Origin of the sequence: Halomonas sp. TD01 (genome assembly GCF_923868895.1) — a bacterium.
In the GTDB taxonomy this organism is placed as follows: Bacteria; Pseudomonadota; Gammaproteobacteria; order Pseudomonadales; family Halomonadaceae; genus Vreelandella.
The window spans coordinates 1,482,378-1,498,890 of sequence record NZ_OV350343.1 but is presented as its reverse complement, the minus strand read 5'-3'; the positions used below and the strand labels follow the sequence as shown (position 1 = coordinate 1,498,890).

The 16,513-nt window shown below is 56.0% G+C and carries 15 protein-coding genes; 11 read left to right on the top strand and 4 right to left on the bottom strand.

Going from position 1 to position 16,513, the window contains the following annotated elements:
* From paaH to paaZ, 10 genes are all read left to right on the top strand, one after another.
* A complete protein-coding gene (gene paaH, locus L1X57_RS07040; protein ID WP_009723072.1) occupies positions 1-1,539 on the top strand; it encodes a 3-hydroxyacyl-CoA dehydrogenase PaaH in 1,539 nt (512 codons plus the stop codon).
* The gene (gene paaI, locus L1X57_RS07035; RefSeq protein ID WP_009723073.1) at positions 1,532-2,014 is read left to right on the top strand and encodes a hydroxyphenylacetyl-CoA thioesterase PaaI; all 483 of its coding nucleotides are present in this window, start codon (positions 1,532-1,534) and stop codon (positions 2,012-2,014) included. Before paaH ends, paaI begins: the two co-directional genes overlap by 8 nt.
* On the top strand, positions 2,011-3,216 hold the full coding sequence (gene pcaF, locus L1X57_RS07030; RefSeq protein ID WP_009723074.1) for a 3-oxoadipyl-CoA thiolase: 1,206 nt from the start codon (positions 2,011-2,013) through the stop codon (positions 3,214-3,216). Before paaI ends, pcaF begins: the two co-directional genes overlap by 4 nt.
* Positions 3,217-3,283: 67 nt before the next feature.
* Positions 3,284-4,597, top strand: coding sequence for a phenylacetate--CoA ligase PaaK (gene paaK / locus L1X57_RS07025; protein ID WP_009723075.1), 1,314 nt, complete (start codon positions 3,284-3,286; stop codon positions 4,595-4,597).
* Positions 4,598-4,901: 304 nt separating this feature from the next.
* Entirely contained in the window at positions 4,902-5,888 is a 987-nt protein-coding gene (gene paaA, locus L1X57_RS07020; protein WP_009723076.1) for a 1,2-phenylacetyl-CoA epoxidase subunit PaaA, read from the top strand.
* Between the two features lie 103 nt (positions 5,889-5,991).
* Complete coding sequence (gene paaB / locus L1X57_RS07015) at positions 5,992-6,273, top strand: 1,2-phenylacetyl-CoA epoxidase subunit PaaB (RefSeq protein WP_009723077.1); 282 nt, start codon at positions 5,992-5,994, stop codon at positions 6,271-6,273.
* A gap of 14 nt (positions 6,274-6,287) precedes the next feature.
* The gene (gene paaC, locus L1X57_RS07010) at positions 6,288-7,097 is read left to right on the top strand and encodes a 1,2-phenylacetyl-CoA epoxidase subunit PaaC (RefSeq protein ID WP_009723078.1); all 810 of its coding nucleotides are present in this window, start codon (positions 6,288-6,290) and stop codon (positions 7,095-7,097) included.
* Complete coding sequence (paaD, locus tag L1X57_RS07005; RefSeq protein WP_009723079.1) at positions 7,081-7,680, top strand: 1,2-phenylacetyl-CoA epoxidase subunit PaaD; 600 nt, start codon at positions 7,081-7,083, stop codon at positions 7,678-7,680. The genes paaC and paaD overlap by 17 nt, the downstream gene beginning before the upstream one ends.
* Positions 7,681-7,699: 19 nt before the next feature.
* Positions 7,700-8,782 (top strand): 1,2-phenylacetyl-CoA epoxidase subunit PaaE, encoded by a 1,083-nt coding sequence (paaE, locus tag L1X57_RS07000; RefSeq protein WP_009723080.1) that lies wholly within the window; start codon positions 7,700-7,702, stop codon positions 8,780-8,782.
* 69 nt (positions 8,783-8,851) lie between these two features.
* The gene (gene paaZ / locus L1X57_RS06995; RefSeq protein WP_009723081.1) at positions 8,852-10,894 is read left to right on the top strand and encodes a phenylacetic acid degradation bifunctional protein PaaZ; all 2,043 of its coding nucleotides are present in this window, start codon (positions 8,852-8,854) and stop codon (positions 10,892-10,894) included.
* Positions 10,895-11,214: 320 nt separating this feature from the next.
* On the opposite strand, the gene L1X57_RS06990 is transcribed toward paaZ, so the two are convergent.
* The 4 genes from L1X57_RS06990 to L1X57_RS06975 all read right to left on the bottom strand — a co-directional run bounded on the left by L1X57_RS06990 (position 11,215) and on the right by L1X57_RS06975 (position 14,996).
* Positions 11,215-12,510: a TRAP transporter large permease gene (locus tag L1X57_RS06990; protein ID WP_009723082.1), complete on the bottom strand. Its 1,296-nt coding sequence runs from the start codon at positions 12,508-12,510 to the stop codon at positions 11,215-11,217.
* Positions 12,503-13,045 carry a TRAP transporter small permease gene (locus L1X57_RS06985; RefSeq protein WP_009723083.1) on the bottom strand — a complete coding sequence of 181 codons (543 nt, stop codon included), beginning with the start codon at positions 13,043-13,045 and terminating at the stop codon, positions 12,503-12,505. Before L1X57_RS06985 ends, L1X57_RS06990 begins: the two co-directional genes overlap by 8 nt.
* A 30-nt stretch (positions 13,046-13,075) precedes the next feature.
* The gene (locus tag L1X57_RS06980) at positions 13,076-14,149 is read right to left on the bottom strand and encodes a TRAP transporter substrate-binding protein (protein WP_009723084.1); all 1,074 of its coding nucleotides are present in this window, start codon (positions 14,147-14,149) and stop codon (positions 13,076-13,078) included.
* 358 nt (positions 14,150-14,507) lie between these two features.
* Positions 14,508-14,996, bottom strand: coding sequence for a MarR family winged helix-turn-helix transcriptional regulator (locus L1X57_RS06975; protein WP_009723085.1), 489 nt, complete (start codon positions 14,994-14,996; stop codon positions 14,508-14,510).
* Between the two features lie 493 nt (positions 14,997-15,489).
* Between L1X57_RS06975 and L1X57_RS06970 the strand changes: the two genes are divergently transcribed.
* On the top strand, positions 15,490-16,458 hold the full coding sequence (locus L1X57_RS06970) for an MBL fold metallo-hydrolase (protein ID WP_009723086.1): 969 nt from the start codon (positions 15,490-15,492) through the stop codon (positions 16,456-16,458).
* Positions 16,459-16,513 lie beyond the last annotated feature (55 nt).

Sequence of the window (16,513 nt, the reverse complement as noted above, 5' to 3'; positions counted from 1 at the left end):
ATGCCAGCCCTTCCCACGTCTGCCGTTATTGGTGTGATTGGCGCAGGTGCCATGGGTGCCGGTATTGCTCAGGTTGCTGCCCAGGCTGGCCACTCGGTGGTCTTGCACGACAATCAGCCGGGTGCCGCCAAAGCAGGCATCGATAACATTCGCCGCCAGCTGGAAAAGCGCGTCGCCAAGGGCAAGATGACCCAAGGCGATGTGGATAACATCGTCGCTCGCCTGCAGCCCGCCGATGCTATCGATGCCTTGGCCGACAGCCGCTTGGTTATCGAAGCTATCGTCGAGAACCTTGAGATCAAACGTCAGGTGTTCGCGCAGCTCGAAGCGTTATGCTCACCGGATACCTTGCTCGCCAGCAATACCTCGTCACTATCGATCACCTCCATTGCAGCGAACCTTGAACGCCCTGAACGCATGGCGGGGCTGCACTTCTTCAACCCCGCCCCCGTAATGAAGCTGGTAGAAGTGGTGTCGGGTTTAGCGACCACCACCGACGTTGCCGAAACCCTTTACGCCACTGCTAGCGCCTGGGGCAAGGTCGCGGTACACGCCAGCTCCACCCCTGGGTTCATTGTTAACCGCGTGGCACGGCCATTCTATGCCGAAGGGCTACGACTGCTGCAGGAAGGTGCCAGCGATGCCGCCACGATAGATGCGCTGCTGCGTCAGGCGGGTGGCTTCCGTATGGGGCCTTTCGAGCTAATGGATCTGATTGGTCATGACGTTAACTACGCGGTGACCCGCTCGGTGTTCGATGCCTACTACGGCGATACCCGTTTCGAGCCTTCCTTAGTACAGCAAGCGCTGGTGGAAGCCGGACGCCTGGGGCGTAAGTCCGGCCAAGGCTTTTTTGACTACGCGGGTGAAAACACTGCGAAGCCACAGCCTAAGTTTGCCGCACCAGCAAACGCGGAACTACCAGCACTTGTCGTACAGGGCGACCCTGGTGTGATCGCTCCGCTGCTGGAACGCGCCCAGGAAGCTGGGCTCGACGTAGCTCGTCGTGAATCACTCCAGTCAGACGGCACGCCTCGCTTATATCTGGGCGATCTGGTGCTGGCCCTTAGCGACGGGCGGTGCGCCGCCGAGCGCGCGGTCAATGAAGGGCTCGACGCCCTGGTCCTGTTCGACCTGTGCCTGGACTACCGCAGCGCCAGCGCTATCGCGCTTGCTGCCAGCCACATGACATCGCCCGAAGCTCGTCAACTGGCGACGGCGTTCTTCCAACGCCTGGGGGTGGACGTGACTTGGCTAACCGACACCCCGGGGCTGGTGGTACTGCGCACCGTGGCTATGCTCGCCAATGAAGCTGCCGACGCCGTACTGCAAGGTGTTTGCAGCGCCCAGGATGGCGACCTGGCCATGCAGGCTGGCGTCAACTATCCCCGCGGCCCCTTGGCCTGGGCAGACTCACTGGGCCTGCCTTTCGTTCACCGTACCCTGACGCATCTACAGCAGAGCTACGGCGAAGAGCGCTATCGCAGCTCGTTTCTGCTGCGGCGCAACGCCTTGAGCGAGGAAAGCTTTCATGAGTGATACCCAACTGACCCCACAACAGCTGGCGGAAGCCTGTGCAGACGCGATGTTTTCCCGCGACCATGCCAGCCAAGGGCTGGGCATGCGTATTACTCGCGTGGCCCCCGGCTTCGCCGAACTGACCATGACCGTGCGTCAAGACATGGTGCAAGGGCACGGCAACTGCCATGGCGGATTTCTATTTACCCTGGCCGATTCCGCCTTTGCGTTTGCCTGCAACAGTTACGATGAAGCCACCGTCGCCGCTGGCTGCAGTATCGACTACCTCGGCCCCGGCCAGCTAGGCGACGAGATCACCGCCACCGCCGAAGAGCGCAGTCGCCGTGGTCGCACCGGCATTTACGACATTACGTTGCGCAATCAACACGGCGATACCGTTGCCTTGTTCCGCGGACGCTCTTACAAAATTCGCGGCAGCGTACGCCGCCTGGAAGATACTGACGCAGAAAATACTGCTGCTGGAGATAACCGATGAAAGACGCGCTGATCATTGATGCCATTCGCACCCCGATAGGTCGCTACGGCGGTGCGCTTTCGAGTATGCGTGCCGATGACCTGGGGGCCATTCCCATGCGCACCCTGATGGAACGCAACCCAGGTGTCGATTGGTCGCTGATTGACGATATCTTTTACGGCTGCGCCAACCAGGCGGGGGAAGATAACCGCAACGTGGCGCGCATGTCCGCGTTGCTTGCCGGGCTTCCGGTTGAAGTGCCCGGCACCACCATTAACCGGCTGTGCGGCTCTGGTATGGATGCAATAGGCAATGCCGCCCGCACCATTAAGACCGGCGAAGCGGGGTTGATGATCGCCGGAGGGGTGGAGTCGATGTCCCGGGCGCCCTTCGTGATGGGCAAGGCCGAACAAGCCTTCTCACGCCAAGCCGATATTTTCGACACCACCATCGGCTGGCGCTTCATCAATCGTGCCATGAAAGCCCAGTTCGGCGTGGACTCCATGCCCGAAACCGCTGAAAACGTGGCGGAACAGTTTGGTATTTCCCGGGAAGACCAGGACGCCTTCGCCCTGCGCAGCCAGCAGCGTACCGCCGCCGCTATCGAGGCTGGCCGCTTGGCCGAAGAGATTGTTCCGGTCGAAATCCCCCGCCGCAAACAAGACCCGCTGGTGGTGGATACCGATGAGCACCCGCGCGCTACCACAACTGCCGAGCAGCTTGCCAAGCTACCCACGCCTTTCCGCGAAGGCGGCAGCGTGACAGCAGGTAATGCCTCTGGGGTTAACGATGGCGCCTGTGCGCTGCTGTTGGCATCTGCCGAGCAGGCTGAACGTTTCAGCCTCACGCCACGCGCTCGTGTGGTGGGTATGGCCACCGCTGGTGTGGAACCGCGCATTATGGGGTTCGGCCCCTCTCCCGCCACTCGCAAGGTGCTTGCCCAGACCGGGCTTACCCTCGACCAAATGGACGTGATCGAACTCAATGAAGCCTTTGCTGCTCAAGCATTGGCAGTCATGCGCGACTTGGGACTAAGCGATGATGCCGAACACGTCAATCCCAACGGAGGTGCCATTGCACTTGGCCACCCGCTGGGCATGAGCGGCGCTCGATTGGTAACCACCGCCCTGCATGAACTCGAACGTCGGCAAGGGCGCTTTGCGCTATGCACCATGTGTATTGGTGTCGGACAGGGCATTGCTCTGATCATTGAGCGCTTATAAGCCCCTTATCCTGACCATGGCTCATAAAACGTAGCCCAATAACAACTTGCTTGACCGGAGACCCCTGATGAATCAGCCCGCTACGCGTATCGACACTGCGACTCTCGACCCCTTGGAAACCGCCAGCGTCGACGAGCTGCGCGCCACTCAGGTCAAGCGCCTGAAGTGGAGCCTGAAGCACGCTTACGACAATGTGCCGTTCTACCGTCAGTCTTTCGACAAGGCTGGAGTACATCCCGACGATATCCACACGCTGGCAGATCTCGCCAAACTGCCGTTCACCACCAAGGCCGATTTGCGCGACAACTACCCGTTTGGCATGTTGGCCACGCCGATGAGCGAGATCGTTCGCATCCATGCCTCCAGCGGCACCACCGGGCAACCGACGGTGGTGGGCTACACCCAGAAGGATATTGGTGTGTGGTCCGATGTGGTGGCGCGCTCAATCCGTGCCGCTGGCGGCAGCCGCAACGACAAGGTGCATGTCGCATATGGCTACGGCCTGTTCACCGGCGGGCTGGGCGCGCATTACGGTGCCGAGCGGCTGGGCTGCGCGGTCATCCCCATGTCGGGCGGCCAGACTGAGAAACAGGTTCAGTTAATTCGTGATTTTCAGCCGGACATCATCATGGTCACCCCCTCGTATATGCTCAACATCGCAGACGAGATGGAGCGCCAAGGCATCGACCCGCGCACGCTGCCCCTACGCACTGGCATTTTCGGTGCCGAACCCTGGACCGACAGCATGCGCACGGCCCTAGAGCAGCGCCTGGGCATTGACGCCCTCGATATTTACGGCCTCTCTGAAGTAATGGGGCCCGGCGTGGGCATGGAGTGCCTGGAGACCAAAGATGGCCCGACCATCTGGGAAGATCATTTCTACCCCGAGATCATCGACCCAATCAGCGGTGACGTCCTGCCAGACGGCGAATACGGCGAGTTGGTGTTCACCACCCTAACCAAAGAAGGCCTGCCGGTGATTCGCTACCGCACCCGCGACCTGACCCGCCTGCTGCCGGGCACCGCGCGCCCCATGCGCCGCATCGACAAGATCACTGGCCGCAGCGACGACATGCTGATTATTCGCGGGGTTAATGTGTTCCCCACTCAGATCGAAGAGCAACTGCTCAAGATCGCGTCGCTTTCACCCCACTACGAGATCGAAGTCAGCCGCCAAGGCAATATGGACATGGTGCTTGTGCGGGTAGAGGCGAATCATCATGACATCGCCCGCGACCCCGTGGCCTGTGAACAAGCAGCGAAACAGCTTCAGCATGCCATCAAGACATATATTGGTATCAGCACCCAGGTTGAGGTGTGCCCAGTAGAGAGCGTTATGCGCTCTCTAGGCAAGGCCAGACGCGTCAAAGATCTTCGCTGATCCAGCTCTCTAACGCTTAGCGGCCTCTGTGAAGCTAAGCCGCGCCAACACAGCCCCTTTAGGAACTCCCCCTCAAGGGGCTTTTTCATACCCAAATAGCCAGATGAAACCAGAAAAAAAGTCACATTAAGAATCACTTAACTTTAGCCATTTTTCCTTTATAAAACAGCAATATTGGCTTTATCCGTAATCACAAAGTCTTAAAGTGACACACAAAAATACTTGTTGATAAAATATTTCGTGTCACTATACTTTAAACAAGATAAGTCACACTCCCTGATAGTCCGACGCCGCGGAGGTCTCTATGTACGCGCAGCTCGTTGAAACCGGTTCTAACAAACTCAAAACGCTTGATGAGATGAGCCCTGAGGAACGCCAGTTCCAGGAGCGCATCAATGATGAAATTAAAATAGAACCCAAAAATTGGATGCCGGACGCCTACCGCAAGACGTTGATCCGTCAGATCTCTCAACACGCCCACTCCGAGATCGTCGGCATGCTGCCGGAAGGTAACTGGCTGACACGTGCGCCGAGCCTTAAGCGCAAGTTGCAGCTAATGGCCAAGATTCAGGATGAGGCGGGTCACGGCCTGTACCTCTATAGCGCCATGGAAACGTTGGGAGCCGACCGCGACGAAGAGATCGACAAACTTCACGATGGCCGCGCCAAGTACTCCAGCATCTTTAACTACCCGACGCTTAACTGGGCTGATATGGGAACCGTCGGCTGGCTGGTCGACGGCGCAGCCATCGTCAATCAGGTACCGCTGCAGCGCACCTCTTATGGCCCCTACGCGCGCGCCATGATTCGCGTGTGCAAGGAAGAGAGTTTCCACCAGCGCCAGGGTTATCAAATTCTGTTGACCATGATGCAAGAGGGCACTGACGACCAGAAAGCCATGGTGCAGGACTCCATCAACCGCTTCTGGTGGCCAGCGCTAATGATGTTCGGGCCATCCGACGAGAACTCACCCAACAGCGCTCAGTCGATGGCCTGGAAGATCAAGCGCCACAGCAACGATGAGTTGCGCCAGCGCTTCCTCGACCAAACCGTACCGCAGCTAGAGCTGCTGGGCTGCACCGCCCCTGACCCGGATCTCAGATATAACGAAGAGACCGGTCACTATGAGTTCGGTGAAATCGACTGGCAGGAATTTTTCGACGTCGTGAAAGGCAACGGCCCCTGCAACCGCGAGCGCATTGAAGCACGTCGCAGCGCCATTGATAACGGTGCCTGGGTGCGTGAAGCCGCCGTGGCTTATGCCGCCAAGCGTCAACGCAAAGCCGCCTGACTTTCAAAAACTGTCTTTCAAAATCTAGCTTTTAAAACCCTAGCTTTTAAAACAATCGGAAGCCCCGCGTTACGGGGCTCCTCTGACCACTGAGGCATCTCTCATGGCTGACTGGCCCCTCTTCGAAGTTTTTATACGCAGCAAGCACGGCCTTAACCACAAGCACGTCGGCAGCGTACACGCCGCTGATCGCAGCATGGCAATCGAAAATGCCCGCGAGCTTTACACCCGTCGCAATGAAGGGGTGAGCATCTGGGTGGTTCCGGCCAGCGAAATCACCGCGTCTTCTCCCGACGAGAAAGAGCCGCTGTTCGACCCGTCTAACGACAAGGTCTATCGCCACGCATCCTTCTACAAACTGCCGAAAGAAGTCGGCCACATGTAAGGAGGGAGGCTGTGATGAAGAACATGGCTCTGAAGAACATTGCTCAAAAAACACAAACCCCGTTGACCGACTACCTGCTACGCCTTGGCGACAGCGCCTTGGTGCTTGGCCAGCGCCACGCTCAGCTGTGTGGAAAGGCCCCGGCGCTGGAAGAAGAAATGGCGTTGATGAACGTGGGTCTTGATCTGTTCGGGCAGGCACGCAACTGGCTTGGCTATGCGGCTGAGCTGATGGCTGCTGAACTGATGACTGACAAGATCGATGCCGATCATCTGGCCTTTCGCCGCGATGCCCAGGACTTTCGTAATCTGTTGATCACCGAGCAGCCCAACGGTGACTTTGCTGACACCATAGGACGTCAGTTCCTGTTCGATGCTTGGCACGTTCATCTACTTGATGGCTTGGCTGGGTCCAGCGACCCGCGAATTGCTGAAGTGGCTGCCAAATCGCTAAAAGAAGCAACGTACCACCTTCGCCGCTCCTCTGAATGGGTGATTCGCCTGGGCGATGGCACCGAAGAAAGCCACACCCGTATGCAGCGCGCGCTCGACAACCTTTGGCAGTTCACCGGCGAGCTATTGCAGGTCGACGAAATTGATCAGGCCATGATAGAGGCCGGCATCGCGCCTGACCCGGAAACCATTGCCGCTCGCTGGAAAGCGACGGTAGAAGAGGTGCTTGAGGAAGCTACGCTGGAGCGGCCTTCCTACGACGCCTGGATGTATACCGGCGGCAAAGTCGGCCATCACACCGAGCACCTGGGCTTTCTATTGGCGGAAATGCAATACCTGCCGAGGACGTATCCTGATGCAACCGTCTGGTAACCCACCGTCGACGCATATCGGTGACGGCCCTATCGATGACTGGCCTTCCAGAGACCTGATCGGCAGCGACCGCAGCGGGCTGCCACGAGCGGGTGAAAAAGGCGATGTCGACGCCGTGCTGGCCGTTTTACAGGAAGTGCCAGACCCAGAAGTGCCGGTGGTCAGCGTGGTTGAGCTGGGCATTGTGCGCGATATCGATTGGGTGGACGATCGGCTGGCGGTCAATGTGACTCCCACCTACTCCGGATGCCCGGCGACGGAAGTTATCGAACAGCATATCCATGAAGCGCTGGTGGCCGCTGGCTACTCAGACCCGCTGATTCAGCGTCGCCTGTCCCCCGCCTGGACCACCGATTGGTTGACCGAAGCCGGGCGCGAAAAATTGCGCGCCTATGGCATCGCACCTCCGGTAGGAAGTGCTAGCAAACGTAGCCTGACGGGGCAGTCTGACCCGGTAGTGCCCTGCCCTTTATGTGGTAGCAACGCGACCGAACGCGTCAGCGAATTCGGCTCTACGGCTTGCAAGGCGCTCTACCGCTGCCGCGATTGCCTGGAGCCTTTCGATTATTTCAAGTGTCTGTAAAACGACGAGACCATTTCCCATGAGCCGATTTCACGCCTTGACCGTCAAGGATGTACGCAAGGAAACCCATGATGCCGTTTCCATTGCTTTCGACATTCCCGACGACCTGCTGGACGCCTTTCGCTTTACCCAAGGGCAGTACCTGACACTGCGCCGCGACATCGAAGGTGAGGATGTCCGCCGCTCTTATTCAATCTGCACCGGCGTTCACGAACATGAGCTGAGAGTCGCCGTTAAGCTGGTGCCAGGCGGTAGCTTTTCCACCTTTGCCAACCAGCAATTGCAGCCTGGGGAGCAATTGGAAGTGATGCCGCCACAGGGCAAGTTCTTCGTGCCTCTCGACCCCAGTCGTGAAGGGCACTATCTGGCGGTGACAGCAGGCAGTGGCGTCACCCCCATCATGTCGATTGTTGCCACTACGTTGGAAAGCGAGCCGAAAAGTCGTTTTACCGTGATTTATGGCAACCGCTCTACCACGGGCACGCTGTTTCGCGAACGTCTGCAGGATCTCAAGGATCGTTACCTCGAACGCCTCAACATCATTTACGTGTTCAGCCGCGAACAACATGAAATCGATCTTTACAACGGCCGTATCGATGCCGATAAGTGCAACGCCCTGTTTGACCGTTGGGTAGACGTACCCAAGCTCGACGCTGCGTTTATCTGTGGGCCGCAAGAGATGACCGAGATCGTGCGCGATGTCCTGACCCAACATGGAATGCCAAAGGAGAAGGTGCACTTTGAGCTGTTCACTACTGGGCTACCAACAGCAGGCGCCAAACGCCGCCAGGCAACCAGAGCCAGTCAGCTTGAAGCAGAAACTTCGCACATCAAAGTGATCATCGATGGCCGCACCATCGAATATAACCTGCCCCGCAATACCCAGAATATTTTGGACGCGGGTAACGAGCACGGCGCCGACCTGCCGTTCTCATGCAAGGCTGGCGTGTGCTCCACCTGTAAATCAAAAGTGATCGAAGGTGAGGTGGAAATGGATGCCAACTATGCCCTGGAAGATTACGAAATAGATGCCGGCTACGTACTGTCCTGCCAGTGCTATCCGATCAGCGACAAAGTGGTGCTCGATTTTGACGAGGTATAACCCCTAGTCCACCCACTTCCAAGCCGGCGACTGCGTCGGCTTTGTTTATGTTGTACGGGAGAACACGCAATGCCAGTTTTGCAAAGTTACATCTCAGGCCAGTGGTTCGGACAAACCGAGTCCAAAGCCCTTATCAGCGCCATCAACGGCACCACCATTGCGTATACTCACCAAGAAGAGATCAATTTCCGCGAAGCGGTGGCGTACGCCCGCAACACCGGCGTGAAAAACATTCTGGCACTGGATTTTCAGCAGCGGGCCGCCATTCTTAAGGCGCTGGCCGCCTATATCCAAGAGCGTAAGCGTGAGCTTTATGCCATTTCCCACCACACCGGCTGCACCAAGGCCGACTCCTGGATCGACATCGACGGTGGTTTCGGCACCCTGTTTACCTACGCTTCCACGGGCCGCAAGGAACTGCCCTCAGGCAATGTGGCCCACGAAGGCCCGGTGACACAATTAGGCAAAGAGAACCACTTCAACGGCACCCACATTCTGGTACCCCGCCGCGGTGTCTCTGTGCATATTAATGCGTTCAACTTTCCTATCTGGGGCATGTTGGAGAAGTTCGCGCCCGCCTTTCTGGCAGGCATGCCGTGTATCTTCAAACCGGCAACGGCGACTAGCTACCTAACCGAAGCAGCCGTGCGCGTCATCAACGAATCTGGCCTGCTGCCGGAAGGTGCCCTGCAACTGGTGATCGGTGGAGCCGGTGACTTACTGGACCACCTGGAAGAGCAGGACTTTGTCACCTTTACCGGATCAGCAAGCACCGCCCTGAAGCTGAAAAGCCACCCTAATATCATGGCGAAGAGCATCCCCTTCAACGCCGAGGCGGACTCGCTCAACAGCGCCATCATGGCCCCGGATGTTAGCCCAGAAGACGAAGAGTTCGAGATCTTTGCCAAAGAAGTCGTCAAAGAGATGACCGCCAAGTCAGGCCAGAAATGTACCGCGATCCGTCGGGTGTTAGTGCCCGCCGAGCATCTGGATGCATTAGCGGGCCTGATTAAAGAGCGCCTTTCCAACATCGTGGTCGGTGATCCTCATCAAGAAGGCGTGCGCATGGGTGCACTCTCTTCCCGTGACCAACTGAGAGACGTTAATCATGCTATCGAACAGCTGCTAGAAACCAGTGAGTGCGTCTTTGGCAGAGACGGCAGCTTCAAGCCCGTCGGCCAGGATGTGGAAAACGGCGCGTTCATCTCCCCCCACTTACTGATCAACCGTAACCCGTTGAACGACGGTGGCGCGCACGACATCGAAGCTTTCGGCCCCGTCGCGACGCTAATGCCCTACAGCGGCATCGACGAAGCCCTGACCATCGCCGCCAAGGGCAAGGGCAGCCTGGTGACCACACTGACCACCAAAGACCCTGCCATTGCTGCCGAAATGATCCCCGTCTTAGCCGCCCAGCACGGCCGCCTGCAGATTCTGGATGCCCAGGCAGCAAAGGAATCCACTGGCCACGGCTCTCCGCTGCCGATGCTCAAGCATGGCGGGCCCGGCCGCGCAGGCGGTGGCGAGGAGCTCGGTGGCATTCGTGCTGTTCACCACTATCTACAACGCACCGCTATCCAGGGCTCTCCGACCATGCTCGCGGCAGTCACAGGGGAATATGTGCGTGGCGCGAAGGTGATCGAGAACGATATCCACCCGTTCCGCCGCCACTTCGATGACCTGCAGGTTGGCGAGTCACTGCTAACCCACCGCCGTACCGTCACTGAAGCCGACATCGTCAATTTTGGCTGCCTTTCCGGCGACCACTTTTACATGCACTTCGACGACATTGCCGCGAAAGAGACCCAGTTCGGCCAACGCATTGCCCACGGCTACTTTGTACTGTCGGCAGCCGCTGGCTTGTTCGTCTACCCAGGCGAAGGTCCCGTATTGGCTAACTACGGCCTGGATACGCTGCGCTTTATTACACCTGTGTTGGTCGGCGATACCATCCGCGCCCGCCTCACCTGTAAGCGTAAGATTGACCAGGGCCGGGCATCACCTGATGGACACCCTCAAGGCGTGGTGATGTGGGACGTGGCAGTGACCAATCAACATGATGAGCTGGTCGCCAGCTATGACATTTTAACGCTGGTCGCTAAACGGCAGTAACGGCTCAGCCACCGTCGCGGGTGCCTTAAGGCTCGTCCCTCGCCATGCGTTACCCGCGCTACGATGTATACAACCCTCGAACTTTTTCAGAAAGTGTAGTGCGTGGTAAGCGAAGCGCACCCGCAGCGGCGGCCCGGCGCAAAAGCAGCGCGAAGCGCTGCTGGGTTGGGTTGGGTGTGTGCGAAACGGTTTAGCCTACACCGCTTTCCTCGCCTAATACCTGCCGAATAGTGACAACAAAAAAACGGATGACAGGGCACTTACCCTGTCATCCGTTTGCTTAGCGCGGACGTTAATAGAACCGCATGAATAGCGCAGCGTTAATACAGCAACTGCGGTAGGAAAAGCACGATCGCTGGGAAGATAAGCACGAGCAGTGCGCGTATGGTACCCGCGACCCAGAAAGGGGTGACGCCACGGAAGATAGTGCCCGTTGATACATCCGGCAATACGGCTCGCAATACAAACACGTTCATACCGACAGGGGGTGTTATCAAACTGATTTCGATAACGATGACCACAAGAATACCGAACCACACCAAGTCGTAGCCTAATCCCGCGACGACTGGGAAAAATACCGGCACGGTCAGCAGCAGCATCGACATGCTTTCAAACACACATCCCAGCACGACGTAGATAGCGATAATCACCAGGATGACCACAAAAGGCGCCACATTCAGGCCGTTAACCAGTGCTAGAAGGTCGCCAGGCAGCCCTGCTCGGTTGATGAAGTTGGCAAAAATCAGCGCCGTTAGTACCACTGCAAACAGCATCGCGGTGGTGCGCACGGTGTCCATTAATACATTCATCAACACTTGTGGTGTCAGCGCCCGGTGCATTAGCGCGATCAGGAATGCACCCATCGCGCCGATACCGGCTGCTTCTGTGGGCGTAAACACGCCAAGGTAAATACCGCCAATCACCAGCACGAACAGCGCTAACGTGCTGCCCACGCTTTTCAGTGCTTGAATCCGCTCTGGCCATGGCACTTTTTCTGCGGCAGGGCCGGCACTCGGGTCACGCCAGAGAACCCATTTGATGGCGCCAATATAGAGAAAAATGCCAAGAATGCCGGGAATAAAGCCAGCCGCGAACAGCTCACGAATACTGGTTTCGGTCAAGATTCCATAAATCACCAACATGACGCTGGGTGGTATCAAGATACCCAAGGTGCCACCCGCAGCGATGGAGGCGGCGGCAAGCGAATCCTTATAGCCATACTTGCGCATTTGCGGCATGGCGACTCGGCCCATGGTGGCACACGTCGCTAAGCTCGATCCGCATATCGCGCTAAAACCGCCGCAGGCAACAATCGTCGCCATTGCCTGACCACCCTTGCGGTGACCTAGAAAGCCATTAGATGCTCGAAACAAGGCATCGGATAATCCTGCATGGGAAACAAAGTTGCCCATTAGAATAAACAATGGAATAACGGACAGGCCATAATCCATGGCGGTATCGACCACCCGGCGCGCCGCCATTGCTTCAGCAGCATTCCAGTTACCCGTTAATAGGTAGAACCCGGCGAAACCGACAATCCCCATCGCGAACGCCAGAGGCACACGCAGGAACACGAGTATCAGCAATACTGCGAAACCGTACAACGCTTCAGTCATGGGGCGCTCCTATACTCAATGGGCCACCTTTTTCGATTACCTTAAGTCCCTCAAGCAAATAGAAAACGGCTCGTACGAGGGTCAGTAGCGCTGAAAGCGCTAGCATGCTGGCGATCAATCCGATCAGATAGCCATGAGGTATGCGCAGAAATTCCGTCACATCTCCCCATGAGAAAGCGCGCTCAGCGAGTGCCCATACGCGCTGAGCCATCACCCAAAGAGCTGCCGTCACGATCAGGTTAACGATCACTTCACGTATCCAGATAAGTTTCGCAGGGAAAACAGCATCGAGCAGATCAACACTGACATGCTCTTGACGCCAACAAACGACCGGCAGCGACAGGAATACCAACGCTGCCAACATCAGTTGGGTTAATTCAACAGCACCAAGAATGGGGGAATTGAAAAAGTAGCGGCCGCCTACGTCAGCAGTGGTCAACAGCATCATGCCGAAGAGGGTAGCGCCTGCCACCCCCTCCAATATCTGCTGCAGAACCCGACTAACGCGCGTAGCACGTGCCATTTGGGTTTGCATGGTCGCTCTCCGTCCAGTGCCAATGGGAACCTACTCGGCGTTATCTGGTACTAATCCGTCCGGCACTAGGCTGCTAACGCTCTCCTCCTCCGCTGCAGCGATAAGCTGCTCGCGATAGAATTCGATAGCGGCCATCGCATCAACGTTGCGGTTTTCTGAAACAGACTCAGCCCACTCAGCGATCATGCTGTCACTCATGCTTTTCAGCGTGCTGAGGTCATCGTCACCGAGTTCGGTAAAGGTATGACCAAGCTCTTCTGCAAAGTCGACGCCACGCACATCCGATACATCCATCATGTAGCCGAACAAACGGGACAAACGCTCACCAGAGACTGATTCAACGGCCTCACGATCCTCAGGCGACATTTCATCCCAGATCATTGGGTTGACGACGATGGTGAAACTGCCGCGATAAAAGCCGCCATCGACTTTGAGGGTATAGGGGAAAATCTCCGCGACACGGAAGCTGCGCAGCCCTTCAGGAACAAGCATGGCCCCGTCGATGACGCCCTGAGAACCGGCTTCATAAACCCCTGTCGGCGGTAAGGCAACGCCGGTCAATTCCAGGGCGTTGGAGAGATCCCCCATCACACCACCACCGACTCGAATACGCTTACCTTTAAGGTCTTCTAAGGTTTCATACTTTTCACTGCTGAAGATCCAGCCAGGCCCGTGGACACCGGCAGCAACAACATCTACACCACGGTGTTCACCGGCGGCTTCCAGGTACTCTTGATGCGTATGCCAATAGGCACTGGAGGCATTTTCTGATGAAAACTCTTGAAAGGTGGGAAACTCTGGAAGCTTGGTTAGCTGGAAGCGGCCCGTGTTGTAGCCGTGGAAAACCCAGGTAGCATCGGCGATACCATCAGCGACCATTTCCATTTGAGAAACAGGAGGCCCCATATCGTGTATCACGTCTACGGTTACGCGACCTTCCGTTGCCTCTTCAATCCACGCTTTCCAGGTTGGCCATACAATGGTGTTGATGCCGTGATTAGGGCCAGCCCAGGTACTCACGGTGATTGTTGTTTGTGCAAAGGCGGAGGTGCTCAGCGTTGCGGCGGCAATAGCGCCAATCATCAGGTTTGTTGTTTTATTCACTTTTCTTTCCTCTGGTCGTCACGAAGTGGAAGCGCAAAACGTGATACTTTATTCTTATCATTTGCCGATTACGTGAATCACGTTATTTATCACAATGCCTGCAGATGCGTGGATCATGCAACGATCCATCGACTAATAGATGCTAATACTTAAGTATTAATCTATATATATCATTTAATTTACAATTACTTATTAGAAGAACGCCGTCTCTTTGAGTCACTATCAATGGCTATTGGGAGATAATTCATGGCCCGCCTTTTCGTTACACAAATCACATTATTTTTGCTACCAATGACACGCCACTGACAAAGTGCGGGCGCCCTCTGCCATCTTGGTTTGTCTTTGCTGTGTCTAGCCTTTAACCAATCCTCTCCAACTGCCGCTCAAGCTTGCGCATGGTATTGAGCAAGTCACGATATTCACCAACGCTCAGGGTCGACACCAGATTGGCTTCCCACGCCTGAGCTTCAGGCACTAATTTATTGAGTAGCGCTTGCCCGGCGTCTGTCAGCTGTAAGTCATGTTGGCGCTGGTCCTGCTGTGACGGCGTGCGGCTTATCAGTCCACGGTCCTCCAGCGACTGAATAGCGCGAGACACGCGAGCCTTATCCATATTGGTGTAGGCACAGACCTTCTTAGCGGTTAAATCATCACAGTGGCTAAGCCACGCAAGCACGCGCCACTGGGCGATGTTGAGATCATAAGACTCGGCATATAGCTTCTCTAGCGCCTGACTGATGCGGTCAGCTAAACGGTTAAGCTGATAGGGTAAAAATTGGTTAAGATCCAGTTCTGCCCTGGCTGAAGATTCCAGAGATGCATCACCGTCTGCTTTATCCATCGTCATTGTGTTTCTCCTAGAGCCACCGTTTATCAGGGGTGGTGATGACAAAAATCAGCACGATAGCTGGGAATGTGGGCACCAGCAACGCACCTATCATACTGACCACCTCGAGGAAGAGAGTCCTCTTAGCTCCGTCCGATAACATTGTTTGCAATAACGCTGTTTGCAATAACACGACTCACTGCTTATTAACCTTCACTAAACAAGGGTGACATCAGTTTTAGGTTGGCCTATCTCAGAATAAGCCCTGTCAGGATAAGGCAGAACACTGCCGACAGATACTCTCTCTTGCAACTAATTTACTGATTTTAATTATTATACTTAGGTATTAGTTTGCAATAATTATCTGATTTATTAAGAGTTATTGATAATTTCATGCAAAAGCTAGGCTGACTCGCCGATGGAGCACTGGACATTTAGTTTCATTAGAAACTATCCTCCTGGCATACAACATTCCAATGAATACCTGAATCACCCTGACAGCACCGGAGATATCATGAGCAAGAAATTCGCGTCCCATGCCGATACCGAAGAGAAACAGATCAGTTTCACCAAGCTGGCAGAAGGGCTCTATGCTTACACGGCTGAAGGTGACCCCAATACGGGCATAGTGATTGGTGATGACAGCGTGATGGTCATCGACACTCAGGCAACGCCCATCATGGCTCAGGACGTCATCCGTCGTATCCGCGGGGTCACTGACCTACCGATTAAGCATGTGGTAATGACCCATTACCATGCCGTGCGTGTTCTCGGTGCTTCCGCATACGATGCCGAGAATATCTACGCTAGCCAGAACACCTATGACCTGATTGTCGAGCGTGGTCAGCAAGACTATGAATCTGAGGTTGGCCGCTTCCCGCGCCTGTTCAAAGGGGTCGATTCTGTCCCTGGTTTGACCTGGCCAACCATCGTCTTCCAGGAAAAACTGACGGTGTTTATGGGCGAGCGTGAGGTGCAGATCATTCACCTTGGCCGCGGACACACCAAGGGCGACACCGTTGTCTGGTTACCGAAAGAAAAAATCATGTTTTCCGGTGACCTCGTTGAGTATGGCGCTACCCCATACACCGGCGATGCTTACCATGAGGACTGGCCTACTACGCTTGATCGCCTGCAGGCCATGCAGCCTCAAAAGCTGGTGCCCGGCCGCGGCGATGCGCTGCAAACTGCCGAGCAGTGCCAGGAAGCGATTCAAGGCACCCGCGACTTCTTGAATGACATGTATGGAAGCGTCAAAGCGGGCAAGGCGGCGGGCAAATCGCTCTCCGAGTGCTACGCCGAGACTTACGCGGTCCTTAAGCCGAAGTATGGCCACTGGGTTATTTTTGATCACTGTGTGCCTTTCGATATCACTCGCTGCTACGACGAGGCAGGCGGCGAATACCCTGATCCACGTATCTGGACGGCAGAGCGCGATACCGCTATGTGGCACTCCCTGCAGGACGCCGTCGAAAATCAGTAAGTGCTTACTAGAGACACCCACTGATCATGCCCAGCTGTCGGGTGTAACGCACCCG

Coding starts and splice junctions, on each gene's coding strand:
- L1X57_RS06970 (WP_009723086.1), top strand. CDS start 15,490: ATGAGCAAGAAATTCGCGTCCCATGCCGATACCGAAGAGAAACAGATC.
- paaZ (WP_009723081.1), top strand. CDS start 8,852: ATGCCAGTTTTGCAAAGTTACATCTCAGGCCAGTGGTTCGGACAAACC.
- L1X57_RS06975 (WP_009723085.1), bottom strand. CDS start 14,996: ATGACGATGGATAAAGCAGACGGTGATGCATCTCTGGAATCTTCAGCC.
- paaK (WP_009723075.1), top strand. CDS start 3,284: ATGAATCAGCCCGCTACGCGTATCGACACTGCGACTCTCGACCCCTTG.
- paaB (WP_009723077.1), top strand. CDS start 5,992: ATGGCTGACTGGCCCCTCTTCGAAGTTTTTATACGCAGCAAGCACGGC.
- pcaF (WP_009723074.1), top strand. CDS start 2,011: ATGAAAGACGCGCTGATCATTGATGCCATTCGCACCCCGATAGGTCGC.
- paaE (WP_009723080.1), top strand. CDS start 7,700: ATGAGCCGATTTCACGCCTTGACCGTCAAGGATGTACGCAAGGAAACC.
- L1X57_RS06990 (WP_009723082.1), bottom strand. CDS start 12,510: ATGACTGAAGCGTTGTACGGTTTCGCAGTATTGCTGATACTCGTGTTC.
- L1X57_RS06985 (WP_009723083.1), bottom strand. CDS start 13,045: ATGCAAACCCAAATGGCACGTGCTACGCGCGTTAGTCGGGTTCTGCAG.
- paaD (WP_009723079.1), top strand. CDS start 7,081: ATGCAACCGTCTGGTAACCCACCGTCGACGCATATCGGTGACGGCCCT.
- paaA (WP_009723076.1), top strand. CDS start 4,902: ATGTACGCGCAGCTCGTTGAAACCGGTTCTAACAAACTCAAAACGCTT.
- paaC (WP_009723078.1), top strand. CDS start 6,288: ATGAAGAACATGGCTCTGAAGAACATTGCTCAAAAAACACAAACCCCG.
- paaH (WP_009723072.1), top strand. CDS start 1: ATGCCAGCCCTTCCCACGTCTGCCGTTATTGGTGTGATTGGCGCAGGT.
- paaI (WP_009723073.1), top strand. CDS start 1,532: ATGAGTGATACCCAACTGACCCCACAACAGCTGGCGGAAGCCTGTGCA.